This window comes from Pseudomonas sp. JAI115 (assembly GCF_014200835.1).
Lineage (GTDB): Bacteria > Pseudomonadota > Gammaproteobacteria > Pseudomonadales > Pseudomonadaceae > Aquipseudomonas > Aquipseudomonas putida_A.
Genome location: NZ_JACHCY010000026.1, coordinates 1 through 19,830, shown reverse-complemented (window position 1 = coordinate 19,830; position 19,830 = coordinate 1). Strand labels below are relative to the sequence as shown.

The following is a 19,830-nucleotide window of genomic DNA, read 5'->3' as shown; positions in this document are numbered from 1 at the left end:
TCACGTGAGCAGTTGAAGCATCTTGTCCACAAAACAGGAGCGCCTAGGAGACCATTCGAGGCTGCGACCGACTTCCTGGTGGAGCAGGGAGCGAGTCCCATCGTAGAGGCTTCAGAGGGCGCCCTGGACTGTATCGAGGTCGTGGCTTGGCGTCGGTTGCACAGTGGCGCCGCAGTGCGTTATGTGTGCCTCCAGTCTACGGGTACGGGGCGATTCGCTGTCGCGACTGCAAACCTGTTCTCAGAGGGCTCGCATAGTCTTCCATCTTGGATCGAAGCCAACACAGCCAGGCACGTCGCCCATGCTATACAGAACTATCATCTCCGCTGGTTGGCTACCGTGAGTGAGGCGATGGATGCATGGGATGCGGAGCTCTGATTGTCCTCGCTTGACCATTGATTTCACGGTCATCGATGCGGGGGGGGGCACGCATCAAGTGCTGTTCGGTTGTCACTCATACCCAAGCCCGGTTTAGCGAGACTGTTTCATCGCCCCAAGTACCGCCAGCGCAACATCATCGAACGCAAGTTCGTCTGGCTGGAAGAGAACCGCCGTATTGCCACGCGCTTCGACAAACTTGCAAAAAGCTCCGCCGCTATGGTCTCGCTGGCGTGTTCCCTGCGGGGTCTGCGACAGCTTTTTTCGTACAGAGCCAAGTCAGCATCAATCCTAATCTTCGGCCAGCATGGAGAGACGGTGAGAGGGCGATACTGGCTTTAGGTTTAGCAAGTTGGTGGCTTGACGTAGGGTGCTAATTCTCGCTGCCGTATGGTGCACGTACGGGGCGATTCGCCGTCGCGGCAGACTACCTACTTACCGTGGCAAAACGCAGAAGCTTTCACCTCGGATGGAACCCTACAAAGTTAAGCACTTCGTCGGCGCCATACCAAGAAATGAACTCTTGGTTGGCGACCGTACGCTGCGACATCAATTCTTGAGATACACCGCTATGATTGTATTTCAAGTTTGCATATTGAATTTCCGAACACCATCTTTAGATGTTTGAGAAATAGACTAAAGCTTCCATGCCTCAATGGTCTTGAAAAGCTTTTCAATTTGGGCTGACAAGTCTGTTTTTTTATCATAGCTATAAATAAAGTTGCCATACCCATTTGCGAACTTGTTGGCAATCGTTACTTTGGGATAGCTGCTGATTTTCTTGAGTCTTAAACCTAAAAGCTTGTAATATTTAAGTCGAAAGTTTTTCGGCAGATAGCTCTCTATCGTGTAGCCTTCAGTCACCCAGCAGTAGCCATTGTTCGAGTTGTATTTTTCAAATTCTGACCATACCTCGTACTTTACGCAGTTTTGGTTGATGCACTCATCAGCTCCGCTGGAAAGGCGTTTGAAGTCTAGATCTCGATCCATAACAACAATGGAGTTCCTGTTAATGCTAAACATATCGATTAACCCTGACCTGCCACTGGATGTGAAATGCCCGAGCGTTGATCCGCCGTAGAAGACGAAGGAAAAATCGAGATTTTCTATGGGCATCTTCTTTGAATTCGTCAAGCACCACAAAAACAACCAGTGCAATATATAAATCCGATCAGATGCACCTTCGACCCATATGACTCCATTGGCTTGAAAAACGTCACTAGGCTTGATCCCTAGGCCGCCTAGAGCTTTAGCCGGTGATGTTAATTCCGTCAGCGCGTGGCCATTGACTTCAAACAGTTTTATATCGGGTACATCCCAATTTGATATGTCTATAAGGGCAGCAGAGTGTGTAGAGATAAATAACTGCAATTTTTTGTGCTTAGCGATCTCAGAAACCCTAGCCACCATTAGCCTTTGAAGCGTGGGATGGAGGTGCACTTCAGGTTCTTCAATTACACAAATTTGATTGTCATTAAGAGAATTTAGCCATCCCACCAAACCTGCAAAAGCTCGCCAGCCAGATGGTATCATATTGATAGGAATGTGGTTGGTTTGGCCTAAATCATCGTTCAGGTAAACACCTAAAACACCATTTCTAATATGGCTGATAGGTTGATTGAATTTAAAAGCGGTTGCCGAAGATGGTGGGCTGCCATAAATGACTTGGCCGTGTTGTAAAGGGTGCGGTGCAAGGCCTACTAGATTTTTAGCATCTTTGTTTAGCGCATCTATGACTCTTTGTATATTAACCCCGCTCTCATCGTTCGAGTTGCGAAAGCTAATATCTGCTTTAACTTTATTCAACACCTGGATCAGTTTGGGTGGTGGCTTTGATGAATTATTTAAAATGCTACCTGAAAAAAAATACTTAGACGATGGTGTGTTTACAGAAATCTCCGCACCAAACTGTTGTATGCTTAGTTTGTTGAATTTTGACTTTACCCAAGTTCCGTTATCGAAATGGATGACGGATATCGCTGCGGTCGTTGAACGCATATTTTCACGAGCGACTGTTTTTATGATTTCAAAATCCTGAAGCGCACGTACCATATCCAACACGGTTGACTTACCACCGCCATTGGGGCCGACAAAAATATTAATTTTCGAAGCTTTGAATAGCTTGAAATTACTTGACTGTGGAGAGTTCGTAGTCATCGATTCGTTTAGGTAAAGCCGACGAAGACCAAGCAGCCCAAAGCTTTTAATATGCAAGTCGTAATCCTTTACAAAATTATTATAGGGTCGCACCTGACATCGAATTTTGAGAAGAAGCTCGGAGCGGTGCAGGCATCACACGCTTATTGTACTAGGAGTCCGGTAGTAGAGGGGATGTAAGACACTTGGGAAGCTGCACAAAGGGCACCCAGTCAGTGGGCTCTAGATGATGTCGAGCTCGTACTGCATACGGTCGAAGGCCATGTCGTGGGTGGGCTTTGGACTCTCTCAGTGTGTTTACTAACTCAAGCAGCTCTCAGCGGCATCTGGATATCGCAGTACACCGTGTCGTCCTCGTGTCCCATTCCCTTCATCTGTTCAGTCTGTTCCGAGTTTGCATCTGGCAAGCCTATGCTGCTCTAGATGCCGCATCTCTGCGTCCCAGCCATCCAGGAATTTATCCCAGTCTGAGGCATATGGCCCATCAACCAACCTGGTCGACCCAATGCTTACCTGATGGAACCGCTCCCTCCAGGGTTGCGGAATAGTCTGCTCCAAAATGATGTCGATTCCGGAGTTATGGCGCGTCACCGAGACAGAGTTACGAGCCTCAATGAGTTCGAGTGGCTTATCTCGACAGCAGGTGTCGTTTCGTTCTTGGATGTCGAGCTCATCAAGGATGGTGAGTAGTTCGGAGGCATTCGGATCACCAGGATGGAAGCTGGCAAGCGCCCACAGAACCCTTCGCCTATTCCTCTCTCGTTCGCGGAGTAAATCGCAGGTCATTTCAACCTCCTACTCACAAAGCTGGTCGATAGATATGGCGTGCCGCCTTCGGCGGATGGCTGTCGTGAACCGAGCCACGACAAGCCGCGTCTCGGCCCTTCGGGCGTTCATCCAGCACGCCTGCGCGCTCCGCTTGCATAATGCTTAGCGCGCAGGGATTTGCCTGAGCTCAATTTTCAGCGAATTGTGGGCCTAACATTTCGCTTTTCCCGCCAGACGCGAACATTACCCCTTATGAAATTTGCTGAAGCGACTCGACAGCGTGGAGGGAGCGATAATTTCCCAAGATTCCGGCCTCGAGGTGGCACTGAAAACTATCAAGGCACGCCAGAGAAAAAACAGCGCAACCAACCCTGCTTCAACTATGGTAACCACTGTAGCGTTATACATATAGCTTTGATCTTGTCCGAATAAGAAGATCAATGCGAATAAAGAAGGAAACCAGCCGATGAGAAATACCATGCAGAAGGCGAGTGCGGCAGCGCCCGCCAAAATCATTGGAACCATGAACCTGAAGGAAGTAGCGAACATTTTCTCGCCACTTTCCTTTTGAAGTCCGTAAATCACACCAATATTTTTTTCTTTTTTACTACTGTTCTTAAACATCCCATAAAGCGTCACACTTTTACCAATCTCCAATTCTTCATAAATTTTACTGGTCAACGTTAAATTTGGGATGATTGATCCGTCAATACTGACCTTGGCTTTATAGCCACCGTTCATGGGCATCACAGATCGGACATAGTCGAGCTTTCCGGAAACCTTTACGCAATCAAACTTCATCACTCACTATCCCTGCCTTCGCTCAAAAATTGGATCTGGTTCTCGCCAAGACGTCGTTCAGTGACTATTGCGGCGGACTTACGCGGGCCATAAACGTCGGACTTGATGAGCGCGTCTCCCATCGAGACCTCCCTGGCCGTGTCTCACGTGCTGCTCTCATGACCAATCCATCACCAATCCAGACATCGCGCCGCTATGATCAAACGACTGCTTGGCAAACCATATGTCACGATAATATCACTATAGACTGTTTATCGTAACGACCTCTCCATGGCTCTATCCTCGCTTTTGAGGATCCGACTCATGAATCTGAAGGAAGCGCTGGCGGGGGCATTACGCGGAGCCCGTGCACACCAAGGGTTGAGTTACGAGGATCTCGCAGGAGCAACGCACCGGACGAATGTAGGGAAGCTTGAGCAGGCCAGGACGACGCCGACGCTGGAGAAGCTGGACGAGATCGCTGACTACTTGGGCCTCGACCTTTTGACGGTAGTCACTCTCGCCATTGCGGCTCAGGGTGACGAACTCCCTTCGGAAACTTTGCAACGTACTGCCTTGCGAATAAGGGAATTCGAGATGTCCGGAGGGTGGCAGCTAGTAGAGGAGCAATTTAGTGATGGAAAGCTCATCAAGCGCTCCCAGGGAAAGCCTAAGCAGCCGCTTAACGCGGATTACATTCGAGCCTTGAAAGCGCAAGGTTTAGACAGGAAAACAATCGCGGAAAAGCTTGGGATTGCCAGGAGCACCGTCCAAAAATACTGGAATACCTGAACTTGCAGTCCATCAGCGATCCCTGATCGGCATGCAACGTGCTGGATTTAAACTCTCACAATATACGATGACTTTATCGCCTTAGTCCGTTATGTGAATTCATACGTGCTCAAGACGGCGGTGTATCCTTAGAAAAGCATGGACTCTGGCTGATCACGCGTTGGTGAAAAATCAGGTCTTCATCAATGTCTCTACGCCTAGCAAATTCTAGGTGGCGGCGATCCAAGTCACCTTGGTCGTAGCCCCCTACAGCGCCTCTTTAAGACGATACCGAGCTGGAGATGCGGTGAAGGCCAGCCCTCGCAAGGCTAATACTGATTCAATGGAGTTGATTTTTAGGTTATGACCGCACCACATGCCGCGACCTACCGACGTCCCGCTGACTGGAAGCAATTCGAGCGTCTGTCACTAGCAGTAATGAGCTGCGTCTTTAAAAGCAGATTCGACCAATACGGTCGAGAAGGCCAACGGCAGCATGGCGTTGACCTCTATTGCCGTCTTAAAGACGGCACTCTCATCGCCGTTCAGTGCAAAGGGCGAAATGAGAACCTTGGCAAAAAGCTGACTCTCGCGCAGATGAATCAGGCTGTTCTCGAGACCGAAGATTTTCCGTTCAAGATCGATCATTTTTTCATCCTAACGACCAGTCCGCATGACACTCTCCTGACCAACCGTGCTTTAGAGCTTACGGAGGAACGAGCCTTAGTGGGAAAGGGAGCAGTGGACGTGTGGGGTTGGGGGGCACTTGAAACCGTAATTCAAGAAAATGCCTCGTTACAGAAGTCATTTTATCCTGACTACAAACCCGAGATTTCTCTTCGAAGCTGGATCCTCAGGGTCGGTTTAGTCAGCAGCTTTGCCGTAGCTGCCTTCGTGGGGATTCATAAGTACCTGGCCTATCAAGCAGACACAGCACAAATGAACCAGGCGACAATCGAAGGCCTCACTGAGTATATGGATCTGAATGATCGATTGATCCAGATCTATGACGGTTGCCTTGGGATGCTGAACAAAGAGACGTTCGCGTTCTCATATTCCTTTCAGCAATTTTGCATCGTTCCTGTGGAAAGGACGCTGAATGCAATGGAACATCAAGTGCAGCACGCCAGCTTAAAAATTGATACTGCAGCGATTAACCAACTGGATGTCTTGCTCGACCTTTTGCGAGAGGATTATCGACAAGGATTGATTGCCAATCAGATGACTGATTTTTTCGAGCAAGGCATTAGGGATAGCCAGAAGGCGCTGTGCATTCCTAACAATTCAGACGCGTCCGCCGAAGTCCTGAAGAGACTGCGTAAGCCAGCTAATGACGCGATGAACCGGCAGCTAGAATTCTATTTCATCCTCCGCGATTTTATCCTGCCTGGCCTTCAATCCATGCAGGCAAATGTGCTGGTCGCAGCCCGGCAAAGTAATAGGCGAGGCCTATCAGAACAGATGCTGAGTGATGCTCAGGAGTTGAGCGAACTACTTAAGCAACGCCACCAATATCGATTGGAAGAGCCGCAGCAGCCATTCACTCTGGCTGCGGTCAAGCATTGGAGTTCCCGAGGAATAACGATATCAGGTGAGACGGACACCATGATTGAAGATGCCCGCTACGCTTACGTTTTACTCAAGGGCATTCGAGCATCATTCCTTGGCAAGCACGAGGAGGTGAGCGCGCTGATTGAATGCGGGGTATACATCAAGGATGCCGAAGCAATGTTCCGTAAGGATGAAGACGCCATCAAGGCCTCTGCCGTACCGCCCGCTTAAGCCAAAGCATTCATAATGCACGCTATAACAACGGCGGTGCGTCCTAGCAATATCAGGTAACGCTCATGCACAGAGATACATTACATGACCCAGCCGTTGTTCGACTTTGATCTCAAACGCGTGTCACGTCAGCACTACATAACTGGTAAAGCCGCCATCAATTTTCCTCACGCAGGGATCACAACTGGTGGGTGGCATTTTCTGTCTTACTTCAACCGAGAAGCGGGGGTGGCAAAGGTGTCTCTGGCGGGTATTCACTATCCAGACACCACAGGATTTTTTGGTGACGCGGGCGTCATTGACGTCACTGAACAGCTAGCCAAGCTTGGTTGGTTTTCAGAGGGGCGACGACTCTTCATGGCGGATCACTACCGAGCAGCAGCGGATATGATTGTGAAGTGGGCACTGAGCGAGGCCGGGCACTGCAATGTTGAAGTGGCCGATTGGTTTCTCTCACCAGGTGACAGGCAAGGGCTCCTCATGCTTCTAGATTTAGGAAAACCGAAGCTTCTCGAAATGGGCAGGCTACAAAAAATGGAAGACTGGCTGAGTTCGCAGTGAAGTCAGCGCCGCGCTTAGGTACTAGCCGTATTCAGCTCCCAGTTCAATTGTGAATGCCACCTCGAATCTCGTCACTTAGTTATCAAGTGCTTGCCTGGACAAGCCATCCAGAATACCCAGAATCTGAGCGTCATTGAGAGCAAATTTGGGCACAAATTCCATGCCGACCGGCAAGCTATCGTTGGGACACATCAGTGCTCCCTTGCCCTCACCGAACTGCTGGCTGATGAAGGTTTTGAGGTTGCTTGGCGTTTTAGTAGAGTAGGCGCTTCGGAAGATCGACAGGTCGCAGAGGATACCTGCGAGCATTACCCAGGCGTGACCATCCCACGTGGCTTCTACGAACTCTCCCTCATAGGTTGCTCCAGGGATATTCCCTCGGCATTCAAACGCATAATGACCATTAATCAGTAAGTCTCCGAGGACGACAACGGCGGCTATCCCTTTAGATTTGAGAATGGCAGTAAAGCCAGCGCTAACCATGACGCAAGAGCCAAATGATGGAGGGATCGAATCTAGCGTTTGCCTAGCAGCACTAACGATTACATCAGGATCAGTAATCTGAAACTCCGCGTAATCTGTATAAGCCTGAACGCCACGGTCGCGGATGATAATGTCTACTAGAGTTGAAGGCACAAAGAATCCTTGAGTATTTGACACCGGCTTGAAGGTATCTTTCATTGGGTTTTGGCAAAACTAGCCTTGCTGATTGCTTCAGCACAGACGAAAAAAATCTATGATGCTGACGACGGGCCAGGATTGCGACGGCGCTCATACCTGTAATCACCCCATAGATTGATGCGATGCTTCACTGAGCGACTGCCAGTGCAGCACTCTCATCCTGATGTTGCACTGGGTTTGACGTATTTAAATCGAGCGTTGCCTGTTCTTGGATCGATAACACCTTAGCGAGCAACGTGTCGGTTGGCAGGTTGTCATATCGTTCCTCCAGCGTCTTACGCAAGCGCATCAGTCGCAGGTTAGCCGTGCCCACAAGTGCCCCATAAGTCGTTGCCCTGACTTGACCATATTTGCGCGAGTCATCACCTACCGTTTTCTCGGTACCCACTCCCGATGCAATTGACTGTCCGACCACCCAGGCCGTGACAAAGGGCGCGCCATTTAAATATCCAGAATTAGCAATATCCTGCACATAACCATCAGCCTGATTGACCTCGTCCCGCTTGATTTTGAATCCCCCTCTCTTCAGCTCGATCAGAAGGATGTTCTGCATCTGCGCGATGGTCGGGTCTTGCGGATCAAATCGCTCTATACCCACCAGCTGCACCATGCTGCGATCAGGCAAGACAACAACGTCGGGGCGTTTTTTCTCGTTCTGAAACGATGCGTCCCCGTCGCCCCATAGCTGTTTGGCTACGCTTCGCAATGTGGTGTTCGAACAGTATTCCATTGATTCGAACTCCGGGCCGAAAAGCCAGCGGGATCGCAGGATCAGTGGGTGGAGGGTGTGGAGCTCATCTGTATTCGGATCCTCTGCCAGCCTAGCAATGGCCTCTATGACGCTCAGTCTGTCATCTATCTCATCCAACACGCGAAGCGCGTCTTTGACAGACCAATCAGCCAACAACGTATCGAGTCCCTCAACATCCTTTGTGTCTAGGTTGGCGAGTTTATGAAGGAGTGCAGCCCCACTCTTGGACTTTTCCAGATTGATCACCGCTTTGACTGCTGTCGCCAAAAACTCCGGAGATACCATCGGATGCGCCTGAGCCACAGCCTTGGTAAATTCAGTGACTTCGAGCTGCGCCCCCTGGCCCAATGACTTGAGTTCAGAACGATTCTGGACAAGAGCGTCTTCTGAAGTGGACTCGACAACTTCTGCCGCTAACTCATCAGCAACCTGACTGATGTGGTCGGCTGTAGCCTGATACAACTCTTTTACTGCTGGCGTTGTACGAAATCCTGTCCAGTCCGCAAGTACGTGATCCTCGAAACCCAATGTGTCGACGATGATCATGTACCGTTTGGCGAATCGAGTTCGGCCATCGAAATTTGCTACCTGACCGATAGCCCATGTTGGATCCCCGACAAGTCGATGATCTACCCAAAACGCAACGCCTTGATGAATCGATGAGTGATTCTGCTGAGTAGAATCAATAACGATCACTTTCGCCGTCCGCCCCTCACTGAGGGTCAGCGTGTGTGACCTCGCGTGCTGCTCAAGCTTTGCTAACGTCAGCGGGGTTCCATTAACTCGGATTTGAAATCCAGGATCGTGGATGAAGCGGGCTGCAAGAACGGTGATGATTTCTTCAAGGTCGGGCATTTTGCGATTGACTACAACCGACAACCTAGTGCCTTCACCCTCTCGCTCACTGAACTCCTCAGAGCGAACCACAAATGGACTCGGCCCTGATTCCGTACCCACGACAAATGTGCTGAGTATCCCATCTCGCCATGTTTCTACACGGTACTCATCCGCGAAACAGAGAAGTCCGTGGCGACCGACACCATTTCGGCCATAAGCTTTTCTGGCTTTAGCATCCTTCCCTTTAGGAAACTCCACTTTCCAGCTTTGATGCTTCAATCGGTTGTAGCGAAGCGTCATCCAACGCCGACTAAACTGTTTGGGCGTCATGCCATGACCATCGTCGATCACAGTCAAGGTGCCACCCAGTTCAGATGGAAGAAACAGCTCAACCAGACTTGCGCCTGCATCCCAAGCGTTCGCGACCAGCTCAGTAAGCGCCACCTGCGGTACATGGGCCACAGGCCCAAGCTCACGTAGAAGATAGTCCTCTTCAAACAAAGACAAACGACTAGATTCGTCGGACATGGACTTCCTCCTTGAAGTTGCATAGCGCGGTTTGGGCTGGTAAGGGCAGTTTGTGCTGCTGATGCTACCTCAACGAATGGTGATATGGGGAAGACTCGCACTCTCAGCGACCCAACTAACAATCCGGCGATTCAAGCTCCAATAAAGAGATATAGATGTGGAATCGAGAAGTGGAGCGCCTTGAAACCGACTATGATGTCTCGGAGCATTGCCTAACAGGACGTCAAACAGCGCATGAATCTCCAGGCCCTTGGCGACAAGCTTCAGCGCTACCGTATTCAGCTTCAGCGAACCGTTGACGAAGTCGCAGCTTTCACAGCAATCAACGTTGAGCGCCTGAGTAGTATCGAGAAAGGCGCGTTGGAGCCTACCGGAGACGAGGTACTCATCCTTGCCGACTACTATCGATGCGACTTCAAATTCTTTATATCTAACGAGCAGGTCGCCCCATTTGAGCAAACTGAAACGCTCTACCGGGCGCATGGCCGTGAGTTCTCGAAGGAAGATCGCTCTGCCATTCAAGAGTTTCTGTACCTCTGCGAAACCGAAGAATTTTTAACCCAAGAACTCCGTGGTACTGCCAGTACCTTTGCCTACATCCCACGGGGTAACTACTTCCTCGCTCATGCCGAGGGCGCGGCAAAGGCATTTCGCCGGCAAATGGGTCATACCGACCGAGAGGTGCCCCGAGACATCTACTCCGAGTTTCGCTCAGTCGGTGTGCATGTGTTCCGGCGAAAGCTAGACAACTCCAAAATCTCAGGCCTCTTTGTGATGCACCCCGTCGCTGGCAAATGCATTTTAGTTAACTACACCGAGGACGTTTACCGACAGCGATTCAGTGCAGCGCACGAGATGGCTCACTGCATTTTTGACAGTGAAGAAGGGGCAAGCGTAACCATCCCGGGAGACAAAGACATCCGGGAGGTGCGGGCGAATAGGTTCGCCTCCTGTTACCTCATGCCTCCAGAAACGCTCAGCTTGCTTCCTGACCCAACTACCTGGTCTGAAGAGGAAGCTCAAGGATGGGCTAATAAGTTTCGAGTGAGCTGTGACGCCTTGGGTATAGCCTTGAAGGCCGCGAAGCGAGCCGACATTGAAACCAGTCGACGAATCCGAGGTTACCGTGTTACTCGACAAGCCAAGATAGACCCCGAACTACCTGAGAGCCTCACCCTCCAGCAACGCGCGAGAAAAGTCGCTCTGCTCGAACGCGGGCTGTCCGACCATTACGTGAAGCTTTGCCTGGACGCACATAGCCAAGGCATTATCAGCCTCGGCAGGCTCGCCGAAGCTCTTCTCTGCGGCTATGGCGAACTGGCAGCACTTGCCTCTCTATATGGAAGGACAATACATGGCTATTGATCCATCGAAATTCCACAAGATCAATGTGGCCGACACCTGCTCGGTGTGGAACATTTTGTCTTCGCGCCGACTGTATGCGGCAGCTCAAGAAGCCAAGTGTGAGTTCTGCATGACTGGATTCGTTCTATACGAATGCCTGGTCAAGCCCCGCACAGCCGCCACCGAAGCAGACCTCGAGTTGAGAGAGCGCCTCAAGCAAGAGCAGACCAAGGGCAAATTCGCGTCCCATTCCTGCAGCATTGACGATCTCCAAGCCATCGCAGACCTTGAAAGCCGAAAAAAACTCGGAAAAGGCGAGCTGTCGTCAATCGCTTTCGCAAGCAGAATCCGCCAAGCCTTCATCACTGATGATCGCAAGGCCAGAGCTCTCTCCGAAAGCGTTGCTCAAGCGATAACCCAGACAACGCCACACATGCATTCCTGGCTCATTTTCACCAATGTCCTTACAGATGCAGATCACCAGGTGGTTTTATCTCAACATATCGAAATGGGTGGCTCGCTGGCCACGCATCTGGAGACAGCTTACGGTATGGCGCTGCAGTGCCGGCTGAACATCCATGCTTCCAACAAGACACCTGGTTTCGATGCCTTGCTTTGAAAAAGGCGTAGCGGGCCTGTGTACCATAAACAAGCACCGAGCCGGCAAGGCAAAACAGCTAAGATTTATCTAGCTCTCCTTAGAAAGTTTCCATGACCCAGCCGCTGTTCGACTTTGATCAGTACGTGAGCGCGGATAAGCTCAATATCAGGGATACGCCAGGAGGGAAAGTCATCTCCAAGTTGAAGAGTGGGGACAAGGTTCAGGTCTTCGAAAAGCTAAATGATTGGGTACGTACAAGCATCGACGGCCAACCCTCTAATTGGTTTTCGTCTAAAAACCTTTGCAGCGGGTCAAACTGCTACGTCGCTTACCAACCGAAACCATCGCCTCCGCCATTACAACCTGCCCGCAGGCAGACTCCAGAGTACGGATCCTTCTGTCCTTGTTCTTCTGGAGAAGTTTGTATCGGGCTAAGGGGCGGTCGGTACTGCATTACTTCAGGTGGCAACAAGCGTTACGGCGTTTGATACGATTAATCGCGACAGCACCCTTGTGGGCTTACCTATTGGTTGGGGTCAGCTGGGTGGAGGTATTTCCTCCGCTCGTTCAATAACTATAGGAAACCATTAGCGCTGCCACGTGGGCCGCGCTTGCGGCTAAATGATCGAAAGCAAGGACAGCCGATGACACCTAATCTGATGACATATTATCTGAGCCGCGACCGGGTTCTCAGCCTGATAAAAAATCAAGCAATTCCGTTCCACATCACTCAATCGCTTCTCGGACAACCTGTCTCAATGGCATCCGCCATACTGTCAAACGATGTTGGAGCTTACGTGCTGAAGGGCATTTCGGTTGGAGAGATCAAGACACTTCAAGAACTACAGATTGAAGGAAGGATCCGGCAAGGTGAGCTTTTTATATACAACGGACGCCTCACAGGAAAAGGGTTTGGATTCAACAACAAGACGCCCGCTCTCCAGCTGAATACAACACTTTCGTTCCCCCTTACTGACTTTAAACTGAGTATTGAGTTTTCGAAATCGGGATTGGTAAACGACACGGCGTACTCTCGTCTTTCGGGTGCAACTAACATCTTTGTGTTCGCCTACGTCACAGAGGTCTCTGACAAAAGCATCCGTGCCGTACCCATTGCTATTGGCGACCTCATTGACTCTGACATATCCATTCCATCCCTGCTTTCTTTTGGGGTTCCACTTCAGGCGGACGAAGTCGATCAATTCTCCACAATTGACCGAACGTGGACTCCAAACAAAGCCAAATTTGAATTGATGCGTACTATCCCAGAGAAGCGCGTCAAGGAATTGATATGCAACCTGCTTGAACAAGAATCTCAGAATGACTGGGGTGGCGAAGAATCAGACATCTTTACCTCCGGTCTCATGGTCGGCGGGAAACGAATGACTGGCGCCTTTTTGCTAAAAGGGCCCGCAAAATTCCATCCTATGACGCCCAAAGATTTGGGAAAGAATGGAGACCAGCTGTATCGCCTCTTCAACATACCAGCAGACGTTTACATTATTCAGCACTGTCACACCATCGAGCCGTCTGTGCGTGGTATGGCAGAAGCATTTGCGATAAGGAGAACATTGACTGCCCCATGCCGCCTCCTCTTTCTTGATGGCTGGGATACAGCTCGACTATTGAAGGCTCACGGTCAATGGCCTGATTCGTGATCCTCTGTCGAATGCCCATTGCGACCAACCACAACGTCGGCCTACAGCATTATATGCAGGCCTAGTCTGGGAGCGACCGCTGTCAGAGAGATCGCGTGCCATCTAGGATGCGCGGTTGCTCGACGAAATAACGCTCGCATAGCTCGCTTTGTCCGCGCTGAGCACACCGGCACGAATGGCGATTCCATGATCGGATACCGCCCTAATCACTACCCGTACGCAATATGTACTGGCACTATGATTACAATGCATTGTGTTCAGATTCCCTCGCGCGATATCGGGCGGGCTGGTAGACAGCCTCCGGGTTACGCTATACCGACAAGGATCGTGTTATGCCTAATGATACAGCTCCGCCCGCCGCGCCTTCTTTTGTAGTACCAGACCTCCCACCACCACCACCACCGTTGGAGTTAGACGGCAACCGTAGGGGGCTTCAAGCATATCTGGCACCCGGGGCTTCAGATTGGTCTCCGCTAAACGAGGATGCATTTACCATCCTCAAAGGCGCACCACCTACTGATCCTCTGCAGATCAGTTCGAATCGTTCATCTTTGTCAGACATGCTTACCGCAGCATTACAAATACCCAACCTAGGTTTTCTAGCAGGAAGCGGGACATCACTAGGCGCACCAGGTGGCCCAGGTATGGGAGACCTCTGGAAGCGGTCTATGTGTAAGACAGGAACTTGGACGCTTACGGAGTTGGCTGCTCAGGTGGCGGGAACGGTGCGTTATCACGAAACGCTCAGTCCGAACATTGAGCACTTCCTATCGCAGTGTGACGCTTACCTAGCTTTCAATGATGACGCCGCTGTGAGGGCATTTGTCAGCGATGTGAAGGCTATTATCTTGGATGCTTGTTCAGCCTTCCTTCGAGCCCCTAGCGCTGACATATCAGCTTATCGGCATTTACTTCAAAAGCTGGCCAGACGACGAGTCAGGGATCCTCGGCTCAAGGTGTTCACGACGAACTATGACATGTGCTTTGAAACAGCGGCGTCAGATCTCGGCATGATGGCAATCGATGGTTTCTCATACACTCGAAGACGCCGATTTGATGGTAGGCACTTTACCTACGATATCGTACGTCGAGAAGCTGAAGGCCACGAATTTGCTGAAGGTGTTTTCCAGCTCTTGAAGCTGCATGGATCAGTAAGCTGGAGCAGAGACGGTAAAGAAATCTACGAGGATGCGGCACCTAATCCAGCTAATGCGTGCCTGATTTATCCGGCAAAAGGAAAGTACCAGCAGGCATTTTTGCAGCCTCACCTTGAGCTTCTGTCACGCTACCTGGAGTTCCTTCGTCAGCCCAACAGCTGCCTTATCGTTGCTGGCTTCGGATTCAACGATGACCACCTCTCCGAACCGATTTTCTCTGCTATTCAATCTAACCCCAGCCTAAAGCTCATCCTGTGTGACTTCCAATGCATCACGCACCTGCACAACCGTGGATTCCATGGCTCAAGTGATTACTGGGGTAGATTCCACGACTTGGCCAAACGAGGCTTCGACATCCACTTCCTCAGTGGCTCGTTCAGTGACTTAGTCAGTCACATCCCGCACCTGCGCACCGCCTCGCCTGCGGAACAACTTGCCAACGCCGTGAAACGAATAGGAGGCCAGAGATCATGATATCGCTCGACGGCATTCTGGCTAGCAACCTAAAAATTGGGGTCGTCTCAAGCGTAAGTGCTCAGCTGGTAAAGACGAACCTTGCTCACGCAGGTAACGTGAGCGGCCAATATCTAGGGCACAACCGATACGGCAAGGGTGAGGTAGGCGAACTCGTATTGATCGAAGGTCAACAGGCCGTTTTGCTCGGGCGGATCACCGAAGTAACCCTTCCGGATAGAGACCGCACTGAGATATCCCAAGACTTTGCGGGGAGCCGTCAAATTGATGCCATCGGCTTCATTCGACTTTTAGGTTCAGTGAACCCGCAGTCCTTGCGAGTGACCGCTGGTGTGAGCTCATACCCACGTTTAGGTGACCGAGTTTACTCAGCACCAGGGGAATTTATCTCTCAAATCCCCTTGTTAACCTCGGCAGGAGTGGACGGAACGCCTCCAGAAATTTCGCTAAATCTCGGGCACGTTGCAGGCGATGGTGGTTTTCCAATCGCAGTCACCCCGGAGAAAATCTTTGGCAGACACTGTGCAATATTGGGATCAACAGGCGGCGGGAAAAGCTGGACGACCTCAAAGCTGATTGAAGAGTGTCGGCGTTTCGCTGCCAAAGTGGTTCTTATTGATGCAACTGGTGAATATCGATCTCTCGTAGGCGCAGACACGCTTCATTGTCATCTAGGCAGCCCAATTTACCGCGCTTCAGATTCGATAGAAGTTGCGATCCCTCCGACAAGCTTCACCGAAACTGATTTTATTGCGCTCTTCCAACCGTCCGGGAAAACTCAAGGGCCGAAACTCAGAGAGGCCATCAAGAGCTTGCGACTCGTAAGTCTCGCACCAGATTTATTTACTGATCGAATCGTATGGAAAGTTGACCAATCTCGGGCGACGTTCCGACAGGCCATGAACAGGGGTAACAATGCGAACCTTGTGGGTAATCCAAACCAGCCTTTCGATCCAAAATTCCTCGTCCGCCAGTTGATTCAGGAATGTTGTTACCCAACATCCTTCAACGACCCAGAAAGATTCGGCTCAGCCAACAATGAGATCTCTCACTGCTCATCCTTGATGACCCGCATCATGGGCGTTATGGAGTCTCAGTCGTTAAGCTGCGTGTTTAGCCCTCCACCCAACATCAGTAGCCTCGTAGAGCAACTGGAAACTTTCCTTGCTAGTGACAAAACGCTGTTCCGGATCTGCCTAAGCGCAGTAGGGTATGAATTCAACGCTCGAGAAGTGATTGCCAATGTTATTGGCCGGTTGCTCCTACAGCGCGCTAGAGCTGAAGCATTTCGATCAAAACCCCTAATCACCATTCTCGATGAAGCCCATAATTTTCTGGGTAAAACCATTGGTAGTGAAGATGATGTTCAGAATCTGGACGCCTTCGAGTTGATTGCCAAAGAGGGTCGGAAATACGGCCTGAATCTCTGCCTAGCAACTCAGCGCCCGCGTGACATAACCGAGGGTGTCTTGAGCCAGATGGGGACTTTACTTGTTCATCGATTAACCAATGATCGTGATCGAGAAGTGGTGGAGCGTGCCTGCGGCGAGATTGACCGGTCAGCAGCTGCTTTTCTGCCCAATCTAAAGCAGGGTGAAGTCGCCATGGTGGGAGTAGATTTCCCTATCCCAGTGACAATCCAGATCGGTCGTCCCATACAACCGCCGATTTCGGATGGGCCCAGTTTCCAAAGTTCCTGGGCCAAGCCTGAGGAAACTCAGTAAGAAGTATTCCGTCTGTTTAGCTTCCTGAAGTTACCGCAGAATGAGGGGCGTTGGGGGCCGCGCCTCTACTGCAGTAAGTGTGGAGACGAATGGTGCTGAATACTGAACAACCGCAGAAATTGCCGGAGGCTGGCACATCCATTACCCCTCTGGAACGTGACGAGGACGTACCTAGAGTTCACTGTGGTCAGTACCCAGAATCGGCCCTGACGTTCCGCTTTAATCACGTCTGAAGTCTGGATTAAATGTCCATCATCAAGGCGACCGTATTGGTCTATTCGGTTATGACCAAAGACAGCTCCGACGCCGGTGCGCGCCTTGATAAATGCTCGGCAGAGATAAGCAGTTACCGGCTCTTCAAAGCCTTGTGTTTGGGCCTTTATGACTCGCACAAGGTCAAAGTCGGTATCACGTTTTCTATGAAGATTCACATCTACAGTGTCCAGCATCATTGCGCTCCATTGGCTGCCTATATGGCATGACCTGGAATTCACCACGGAATCATCCGCGCTGATACCGTGCGGGAATCCTGATGAGTTTCAGTGTGTGCGAATCATGTTCGCGTGATAGATCAAGCGGAGGTCGCCGAGAACATCGCTGCTGAAGCCAGGTTGGTGAGAGCTGTGGTATTTGGAGCCGGTCTCTACCTCTAGCAGGCACACAACACACTCGTTTTGGTCTTCGCCAAGCGTCACCTTGGTCAGTCTCTCCATGCGCCAACCTTCTGTGCCATTCATGTGAGCGGGAGTGACTACTTGCACCTCGGTGATGATCGTCTCGTCGTCCTGAGCAATCAGCACTTGCTGCAGTCGAGGTTCGCTGTCGATCATCAGAACCGCCTCGGTGATTCGGCCCTCGTGCTTAGCCTGGATGGTGACGTGATACCAGTGAGAGCGAAGCACTCTTGAAACCTGGTGCCATTGGTACTGACCGGCACCAAACATGCCGGGCAGGCCGAGCATGTCGGCATCATGTGTTCTAAACATGGTATGTGCTGCGCCTTAAGGAGCTCCGATACGGAGCGCAGTTAGAAGAGGGAGAAAACGTCTTTCAGGCTTGCGGGTTGTTCATGGCCGGGGCCAATCAAAACGTAAATAGTGTTCCTAGTTTCGAAGACAAGACCATCGTGGAAACCTGTGCACATGCTTGAACGAACCCAATCGCCCCGTTCGAAACGGCCTTGGCTATCCTCGGCTACGTTGTGAGCAAACAGGATCATCGGGAGCTGGCCCGCCGCATTACATTTGAAGAGCTCGTCACGGGTGACTTCAATGCGAAATATTGTCCAGTCTCGAACCAAGCAGTAAGGCTTTCCGGGAAAGCGTTGGTTCACCAGAGCTCGCGCTTCAGAGCTGCTCGACAAGCCTTCCAGTGGTGTACGTGGCCCTTTCATGAAATCGGGTTCTTCGATGCTAGCCATAAGGCTTCCCCTCAGTAATTACCATCAAATTGACAATTCAATCCTCTCTGCCCGCCGTTCACGATGGTTGGGCTGATCCACTGCAGCGCTAAGCCCTAGTGGCCGTGGCGCGTGGACGGGCGTATTAAACCTCCACATAAGCCCGAAGGCAATCATAATGAACCTAATTGGGCGTGTTATGACGGATTAGGATGTGGCTTTATCCTCAAATTTGATTGGGGAAAACACCGATGGATGCGGCAGAAGCGCTGGCTGTCGTGGTTCGCGGGATTCGCATTGGCCAAGGTTTGTCCCAAGAGGACATCAACAACCTCGGTCGCTCTCATTTCAGCCGAATAGAGCGCGGAGAAGTCAGTATTGGACTCGACGTCCTGGTAAGGCTCGCCGGGATCCTAGACCTAGACCCGGCTACGCTCCTGCTAATGGCGACCGCCATGCAAAATCACGAGTCATTCAAGGACGCGCAAAAACGCGTTACGAAGCAACTGGCAAGAATTAGAAAGGCAGGAATTGATCTTGAAATCGAGTCGCAGGCTCGGGTTGGGAAGCCACGTCCTGGTCGGCCAGTTCGTCCTAATGCGGCTATAAATAAATTTGAGGCAAATCGATTGAAGCAGTGGGGTATGTCTGTTGTTGAGATCGCGGAGAGGTTGGGGCTTTCTGAAGCGACTATTCGTAGGTATTTGAAAACAACCAAGCCCGAACAGCCGTGATTTTTGAATGACCACCACCAGGCTTAACATGTCCCAAGAAGGTTTGTTGTGGAAGACTGCTCTCGAACACCTTGGCCCCACAGAGCTACATCAGGTTGTTGTCGGCTCATGGTTAAAAGCTAGGCCTCCCGCTCGGCCAGCAGTCGAGTACCTGGATACCGACCACGTTGGCAATGACGTGCTGAATATTCTGAGAGTTGCCCAAGCAACTGTAGGTGCGGTAGTGCCTTATCGGCCGCTTGAGTCAAACAGGATCGCGATCTATTCCGCGCATGCCGAGCATCTTGCCGACAAGTTGTTGCGTGTCATACCTGTCGAAAAGCTGCCGCCCTGCTTGAAGGGTGCCAGGCTTGAGGTTGATCTGGGAATGTAGGTCGGAGCACCGGGCGACTCAAACATGCCTCCAGAAGATACGCTGGAACAGCCATCCTAGTAGAATTTGTCGAGCGAAGTGCCGACCCTTTGAGATGTTTTATGAACTCAGACTTAACTGAAGAAGAAATGCGCCGTGCCCTGTTCGGTACGTCTCAGCCTGAAGTGCAGGTTTCTGCTCCACCAATGCAGGAGGCGGTACAAGAGGGTGTGTTCACGAAGCCGATTGTCGCTTCAGCAGCCAAGAATAAAGTAGCGAAAGCATTTACGCCTAGGCTGAGGGTGACGCTCCGGGTTGGGAACGAGTTTGAGGGGAAAATGATCGAGTTGGTTCACGAGGCTGATACGTTGAGTTCGCTGCTGGCTGAGCAAG

The 19,830-nt window shown here is 50.9% G+C and carries 18 protein-coding genes and 1 pseudogene; 12 read left to right on the top strand and 7 right to left on the bottom strand.

Features of this window, described 5'->3' with window-relative positions:
• Positions 1-459: 459 nt before the first annotated feature.
• Positions 460-651, top strand: a pseudogene (locus HDC30_RS28715) (transposase); the annotation flags it as partial.
• 363 nt (positions 652-1,014) lie between these two features.
• Here the strand turns inward: HDC30_RS28715 and HDC30_RS28710 are convergent.
• Together HDC30_RS28710 and HDC30_RS28705 are read right to left on the bottom strand one after the other, a co-directional pair.
• Complete coding sequence (locus HDC30_RS28710; RefSeq protein ID WP_183786235.1) at positions 1,015-2,592, bottom strand: ATP-dependent endonuclease; 1,578 nt, start codon at positions 2,590-2,592, stop codon at positions 1,015-1,017.
• 954 nt (positions 2,593-3,546) lie between these two features.
• Positions 3,547-4,104, bottom strand: a complete 558-nt coding sequence (locus HDC30_RS28705; RefSeq protein WP_183786241.1) for a hypothetical protein — start codon at positions 4,102-4,104, stop codon at positions 3,547-3,549.
• A 303-nt stretch (positions 4,105-4,407) separates the two neighbouring features.
• On the opposite strand from HDC30_RS28705, the gene HDC30_RS28700 reads away from it, so the two are divergent.
• The 3 genes from HDC30_RS28700 to HDC30_RS28690 all read left to right on the top strand — a co-directional run bounded on the left by HDC30_RS28700 (position 4,408) and on the right by HDC30_RS28690 (position 7,197).
• The gene (locus tag HDC30_RS28700) at positions 4,408-4,875 is read left to right on the top strand and encodes a helix-turn-helix domain-containing protein (RefSeq protein ID WP_183786233.1); all 468 of its coding nucleotides are present in this window, start codon (positions 4,408-4,410) and stop codon (positions 4,873-4,875) included.
• Positions 4,876-5,217: 342 nt separating this feature from the next.
• Positions 5,218-6,636, top strand: a complete 1,419-nt coding sequence (locus HDC30_RS28695; protein WP_183786231.1) for a hypothetical protein — start codon at positions 5,218-5,220, stop codon at positions 6,634-6,636.
• 84 nt (positions 6,637-6,720) lie between these two features.
• Entirely contained in the window at positions 6,721-7,197 is a 477-nt protein-coding gene (locus HDC30_RS28690) for a hypothetical protein (RefSeq protein WP_183786229.1), read from the top strand.
• A 75-nt stretch (positions 7,198-7,272) separates the two neighbouring features.
• On the opposite strand, the gene HDC30_RS28685 is transcribed toward HDC30_RS28690, so the two are convergent.
• Both HDC30_RS28685 and HDC30_RS28680 read right to left on the bottom strand, forming a co-directional pair.
• On the bottom strand, positions 7,273-7,878 hold the full coding sequence (locus tag HDC30_RS28685) for a hypothetical protein (protein WP_183786227.1): 606 nt from the start codon (positions 7,876-7,878) through the stop codon (positions 7,273-7,275).
• A 127-nt stretch (positions 7,879-8,005) separates the two neighbouring features.
• Complete coding sequence (locus HDC30_RS28680; RefSeq protein WP_183786225.1) at positions 8,006-9,994, bottom strand: ATP-binding protein; 1,989 nt, start codon at positions 9,992-9,994, stop codon at positions 8,006-8,008.
• A gap of 234 nt (positions 9,995-10,228) precedes the next feature.
• Between HDC30_RS28680 and HDC30_RS28675 the strand changes: the two genes are divergently transcribed.
• From HDC30_RS28675 to HDC30_RS28650, 6 genes are all read left to right on the top strand, one after another.
• Positions 10,229-11,359, top strand: a complete 1,131-nt coding sequence (locus HDC30_RS28675; RefSeq protein WP_183786223.1) for an XRE family transcriptional regulator — start codon at positions 10,229-10,231, stop codon at positions 11,357-11,359.
• Positions 11,349-11,957 carry a hypothetical protein gene (locus HDC30_RS28670; protein ID WP_093514331.1) on the top strand — a complete coding sequence of 203 codons (609 nt, stop codon included), beginning with the start codon at positions 11,349-11,351 and terminating at the stop codon, positions 11,955-11,957. The genes HDC30_RS28675 and HDC30_RS28670 overlap by 11 nt, the downstream gene beginning before the upstream one ends.
• 92 nt (positions 11,958-12,049) lie before the next feature.
• Complete coding sequence (locus HDC30_RS28665; RefSeq protein ID WP_183786221.1) at positions 12,050-12,427, top strand: SH3 domain-containing protein; 378 nt, start codon at positions 12,050-12,052, stop codon at positions 12,425-12,427.
• 156 nt (positions 12,428-12,583) lie between these two features.
• The gene (locus tag HDC30_RS28660; RefSeq protein ID WP_260320030.1) at positions 12,584-13,597 is read left to right on the top strand and encodes a methyltransferase; all 1,014 of its coding nucleotides are present in this window, start codon (positions 12,584-12,586) and stop codon (positions 13,595-13,597) included.
• A 332-nt stretch (positions 13,598-13,929) separates the two neighbouring features.
• Complete coding sequence (locus HDC30_RS28655; protein ID WP_260320029.1) at positions 13,930-15,228, top strand: SIR2 family protein; 1,299 nt, start codon at positions 13,930-13,932, stop codon at positions 15,226-15,228.
• The gene (locus HDC30_RS28650; RefSeq protein WP_183786219.1) at positions 15,225-16,952 is read left to right on the top strand and encodes an ATP-binding protein; all 1,728 of its coding nucleotides are present in this window, start codon (positions 15,225-15,227) and stop codon (positions 16,950-16,952) included. The genes HDC30_RS28655 and HDC30_RS28650 overlap by 4 nt, the downstream gene beginning before the upstream one ends.
• 65 nt (positions 16,953-17,017) lie before the next feature.
• Here the strand turns inward: HDC30_RS28650 and HDC30_RS29275 are convergent, their stop codons facing one another.
• From HDC30_RS29275 to HDC30_RS28635, 3 genes are all read right to left on the bottom strand, one after another.
• On the bottom strand, positions 17,018-17,401 hold the full coding sequence (locus HDC30_RS29275) for a hypothetical protein (protein WP_260320028.1): 384 nt from the start codon (positions 17,399-17,401) through the stop codon (positions 17,018-17,020).
• A 90-nt stretch (positions 17,402-17,491) separates the two neighbouring features.
• Positions 17,492-17,914: a hypothetical protein gene (locus tag HDC30_RS28640; protein ID WP_260320027.1), complete on the bottom strand. Its 423-nt coding sequence runs from the start codon at positions 17,912-17,914 to the stop codon at positions 17,492-17,494.
• Positions 17,915-17,979: 65 nt separating this feature from the next.
• Positions 17,980-18,372 (bottom strand): DUF6957 family protein, encoded by a 393-nt coding sequence (locus HDC30_RS28635; protein WP_183786213.1) that lies wholly within the window; start codon positions 18,370-18,372, stop codon positions 17,980-17,982.
• 230 nt (positions 18,373-18,602) lie between these two features.
• Between HDC30_RS28635 and HDC30_RS28630 the strand changes: the two genes are divergently transcribed.
• Positions 18,603-19,085, top strand: coding sequence for a helix-turn-helix domain-containing protein (locus HDC30_RS28630; protein ID WP_183786211.1), 483 nt, complete (start codon positions 18,603-18,605; stop codon positions 19,083-19,085).
• A gap of 474 nt (positions 19,086-19,559) precedes the next feature.
• Positions 19,560-19,830 (top strand): hypothetical protein (locus HDC30_RS28625; RefSeq protein WP_183786209.1); only part of this gene is annotated, 271 nt, incomplete at its 3' end.

What these genes read in the sequence shown, in the direction of transcription:
- HDC30_RS28705 (WP_183786241.1), bottom strand. Translation starts at nt 4,104, where the DNA reads ATGAAGTTTGATTGCGTAAAGGTTTCCGGAAAGCTCGACTATGTCCGA.
- HDC30_RS28700 (WP_183786233.1), top strand. Translation starts at nt 4,408, where the DNA reads ATGAATCTGAAGGAAGCGCTGGCGGGGGCATTACGCGGAGCCCGTGCA.
- HDC30_RS28695 (WP_183786231.1), top strand. Translation starts at nt 5,218, where the DNA reads ATGACCGCACCACATGCCGCGACCTACCGACGTCCCGCTGACTGGAAG.
- HDC30_RS28690 (WP_183786229.1), top strand. Translation starts at nt 6,721, where the DNA reads ATGACCCAGCCGTTGTTCGACTTTGATCTCAAACGCGTGTCACGTCAG.
- HDC30_RS28685 (WP_183786227.1), bottom strand. Translation starts at nt 7,878, where the DNA reads ATGAAAGATACCTTCAAGCCGGTGTCAAATACTCAAGGATTCTTTGTG.
- HDC30_RS28680 (WP_183786225.1), bottom strand. Translation starts at nt 9,994, where the DNA reads ATGTCCGACGAATCTAGTCGTTTGTCTTTGTTTGAAGAGGACTATCTT.
- HDC30_RS28675 (WP_183786223.1), top strand. Translation starts at nt 10,229, where the DNA reads ATGAATCTCCAGGCCCTTGGCGACAAGCTTCAGCGCTACCGTATTCAG.
- HDC30_RS28670 (WP_093514331.1), top strand. Translation starts at nt 11,349, where the DNA reads ATGGCTATTGATCCATCGAAATTCCACAAGATCAATGTGGCCGACACC.
- HDC30_RS28665 (WP_183786221.1), top strand. Translation starts at nt 12,050, where the DNA reads ATGACCCAGCCGCTGTTCGACTTTGATCAGTACGTGAGCGCGGATAAG.
- HDC30_RS28660 (WP_260320030.1), top strand. Translation starts at nt 12,584, where the DNA reads ATGACACCTAATCTGATGACATATTATCTGAGCCGCGACCGGGTTCTC.
- HDC30_RS28655 (WP_260320029.1), top strand. Translation starts at nt 13,930, where the DNA reads ATGCCTAATGATACAGCTCCGCCCGCCGCGCCTTCTTTTGTAGTACCA.
- HDC30_RS28650 (WP_183786219.1), top strand. Translation starts at nt 15,225, where the DNA reads ATGATATCGCTCGACGGCATTCTGGCTAGCAACCTAAAAATTGGGGTC.
- HDC30_RS29275 (WP_260320028.1), bottom strand. Translation starts at nt 17,401, where the DNA reads ATGCTGGACACTGTAGATGTGAATCTTCATAGAAAACGTGATACCGAC.
- HDC30_RS28640 (WP_260320027.1), bottom strand. Translation starts at nt 17,914, where the DNA reads ATGCTCGGCCTGCCCGGCATGTTTGGTGCCGGTCAGTACCAATGGCAC.
- HDC30_RS28635 (WP_183786213.1), bottom strand. Translation starts at nt 18,372, where the DNA reads ATGGCTAGCATCGAAGAACCCGATTTCATGAAAGGGCCACGTACACCA.
- HDC30_RS28630 (WP_183786211.1), top strand. Translation starts at nt 18,603, where the DNA reads ATGGATGCGGCAGAAGCGCTGGCTGTCGTGGTTCGCGGGATTCGCATT.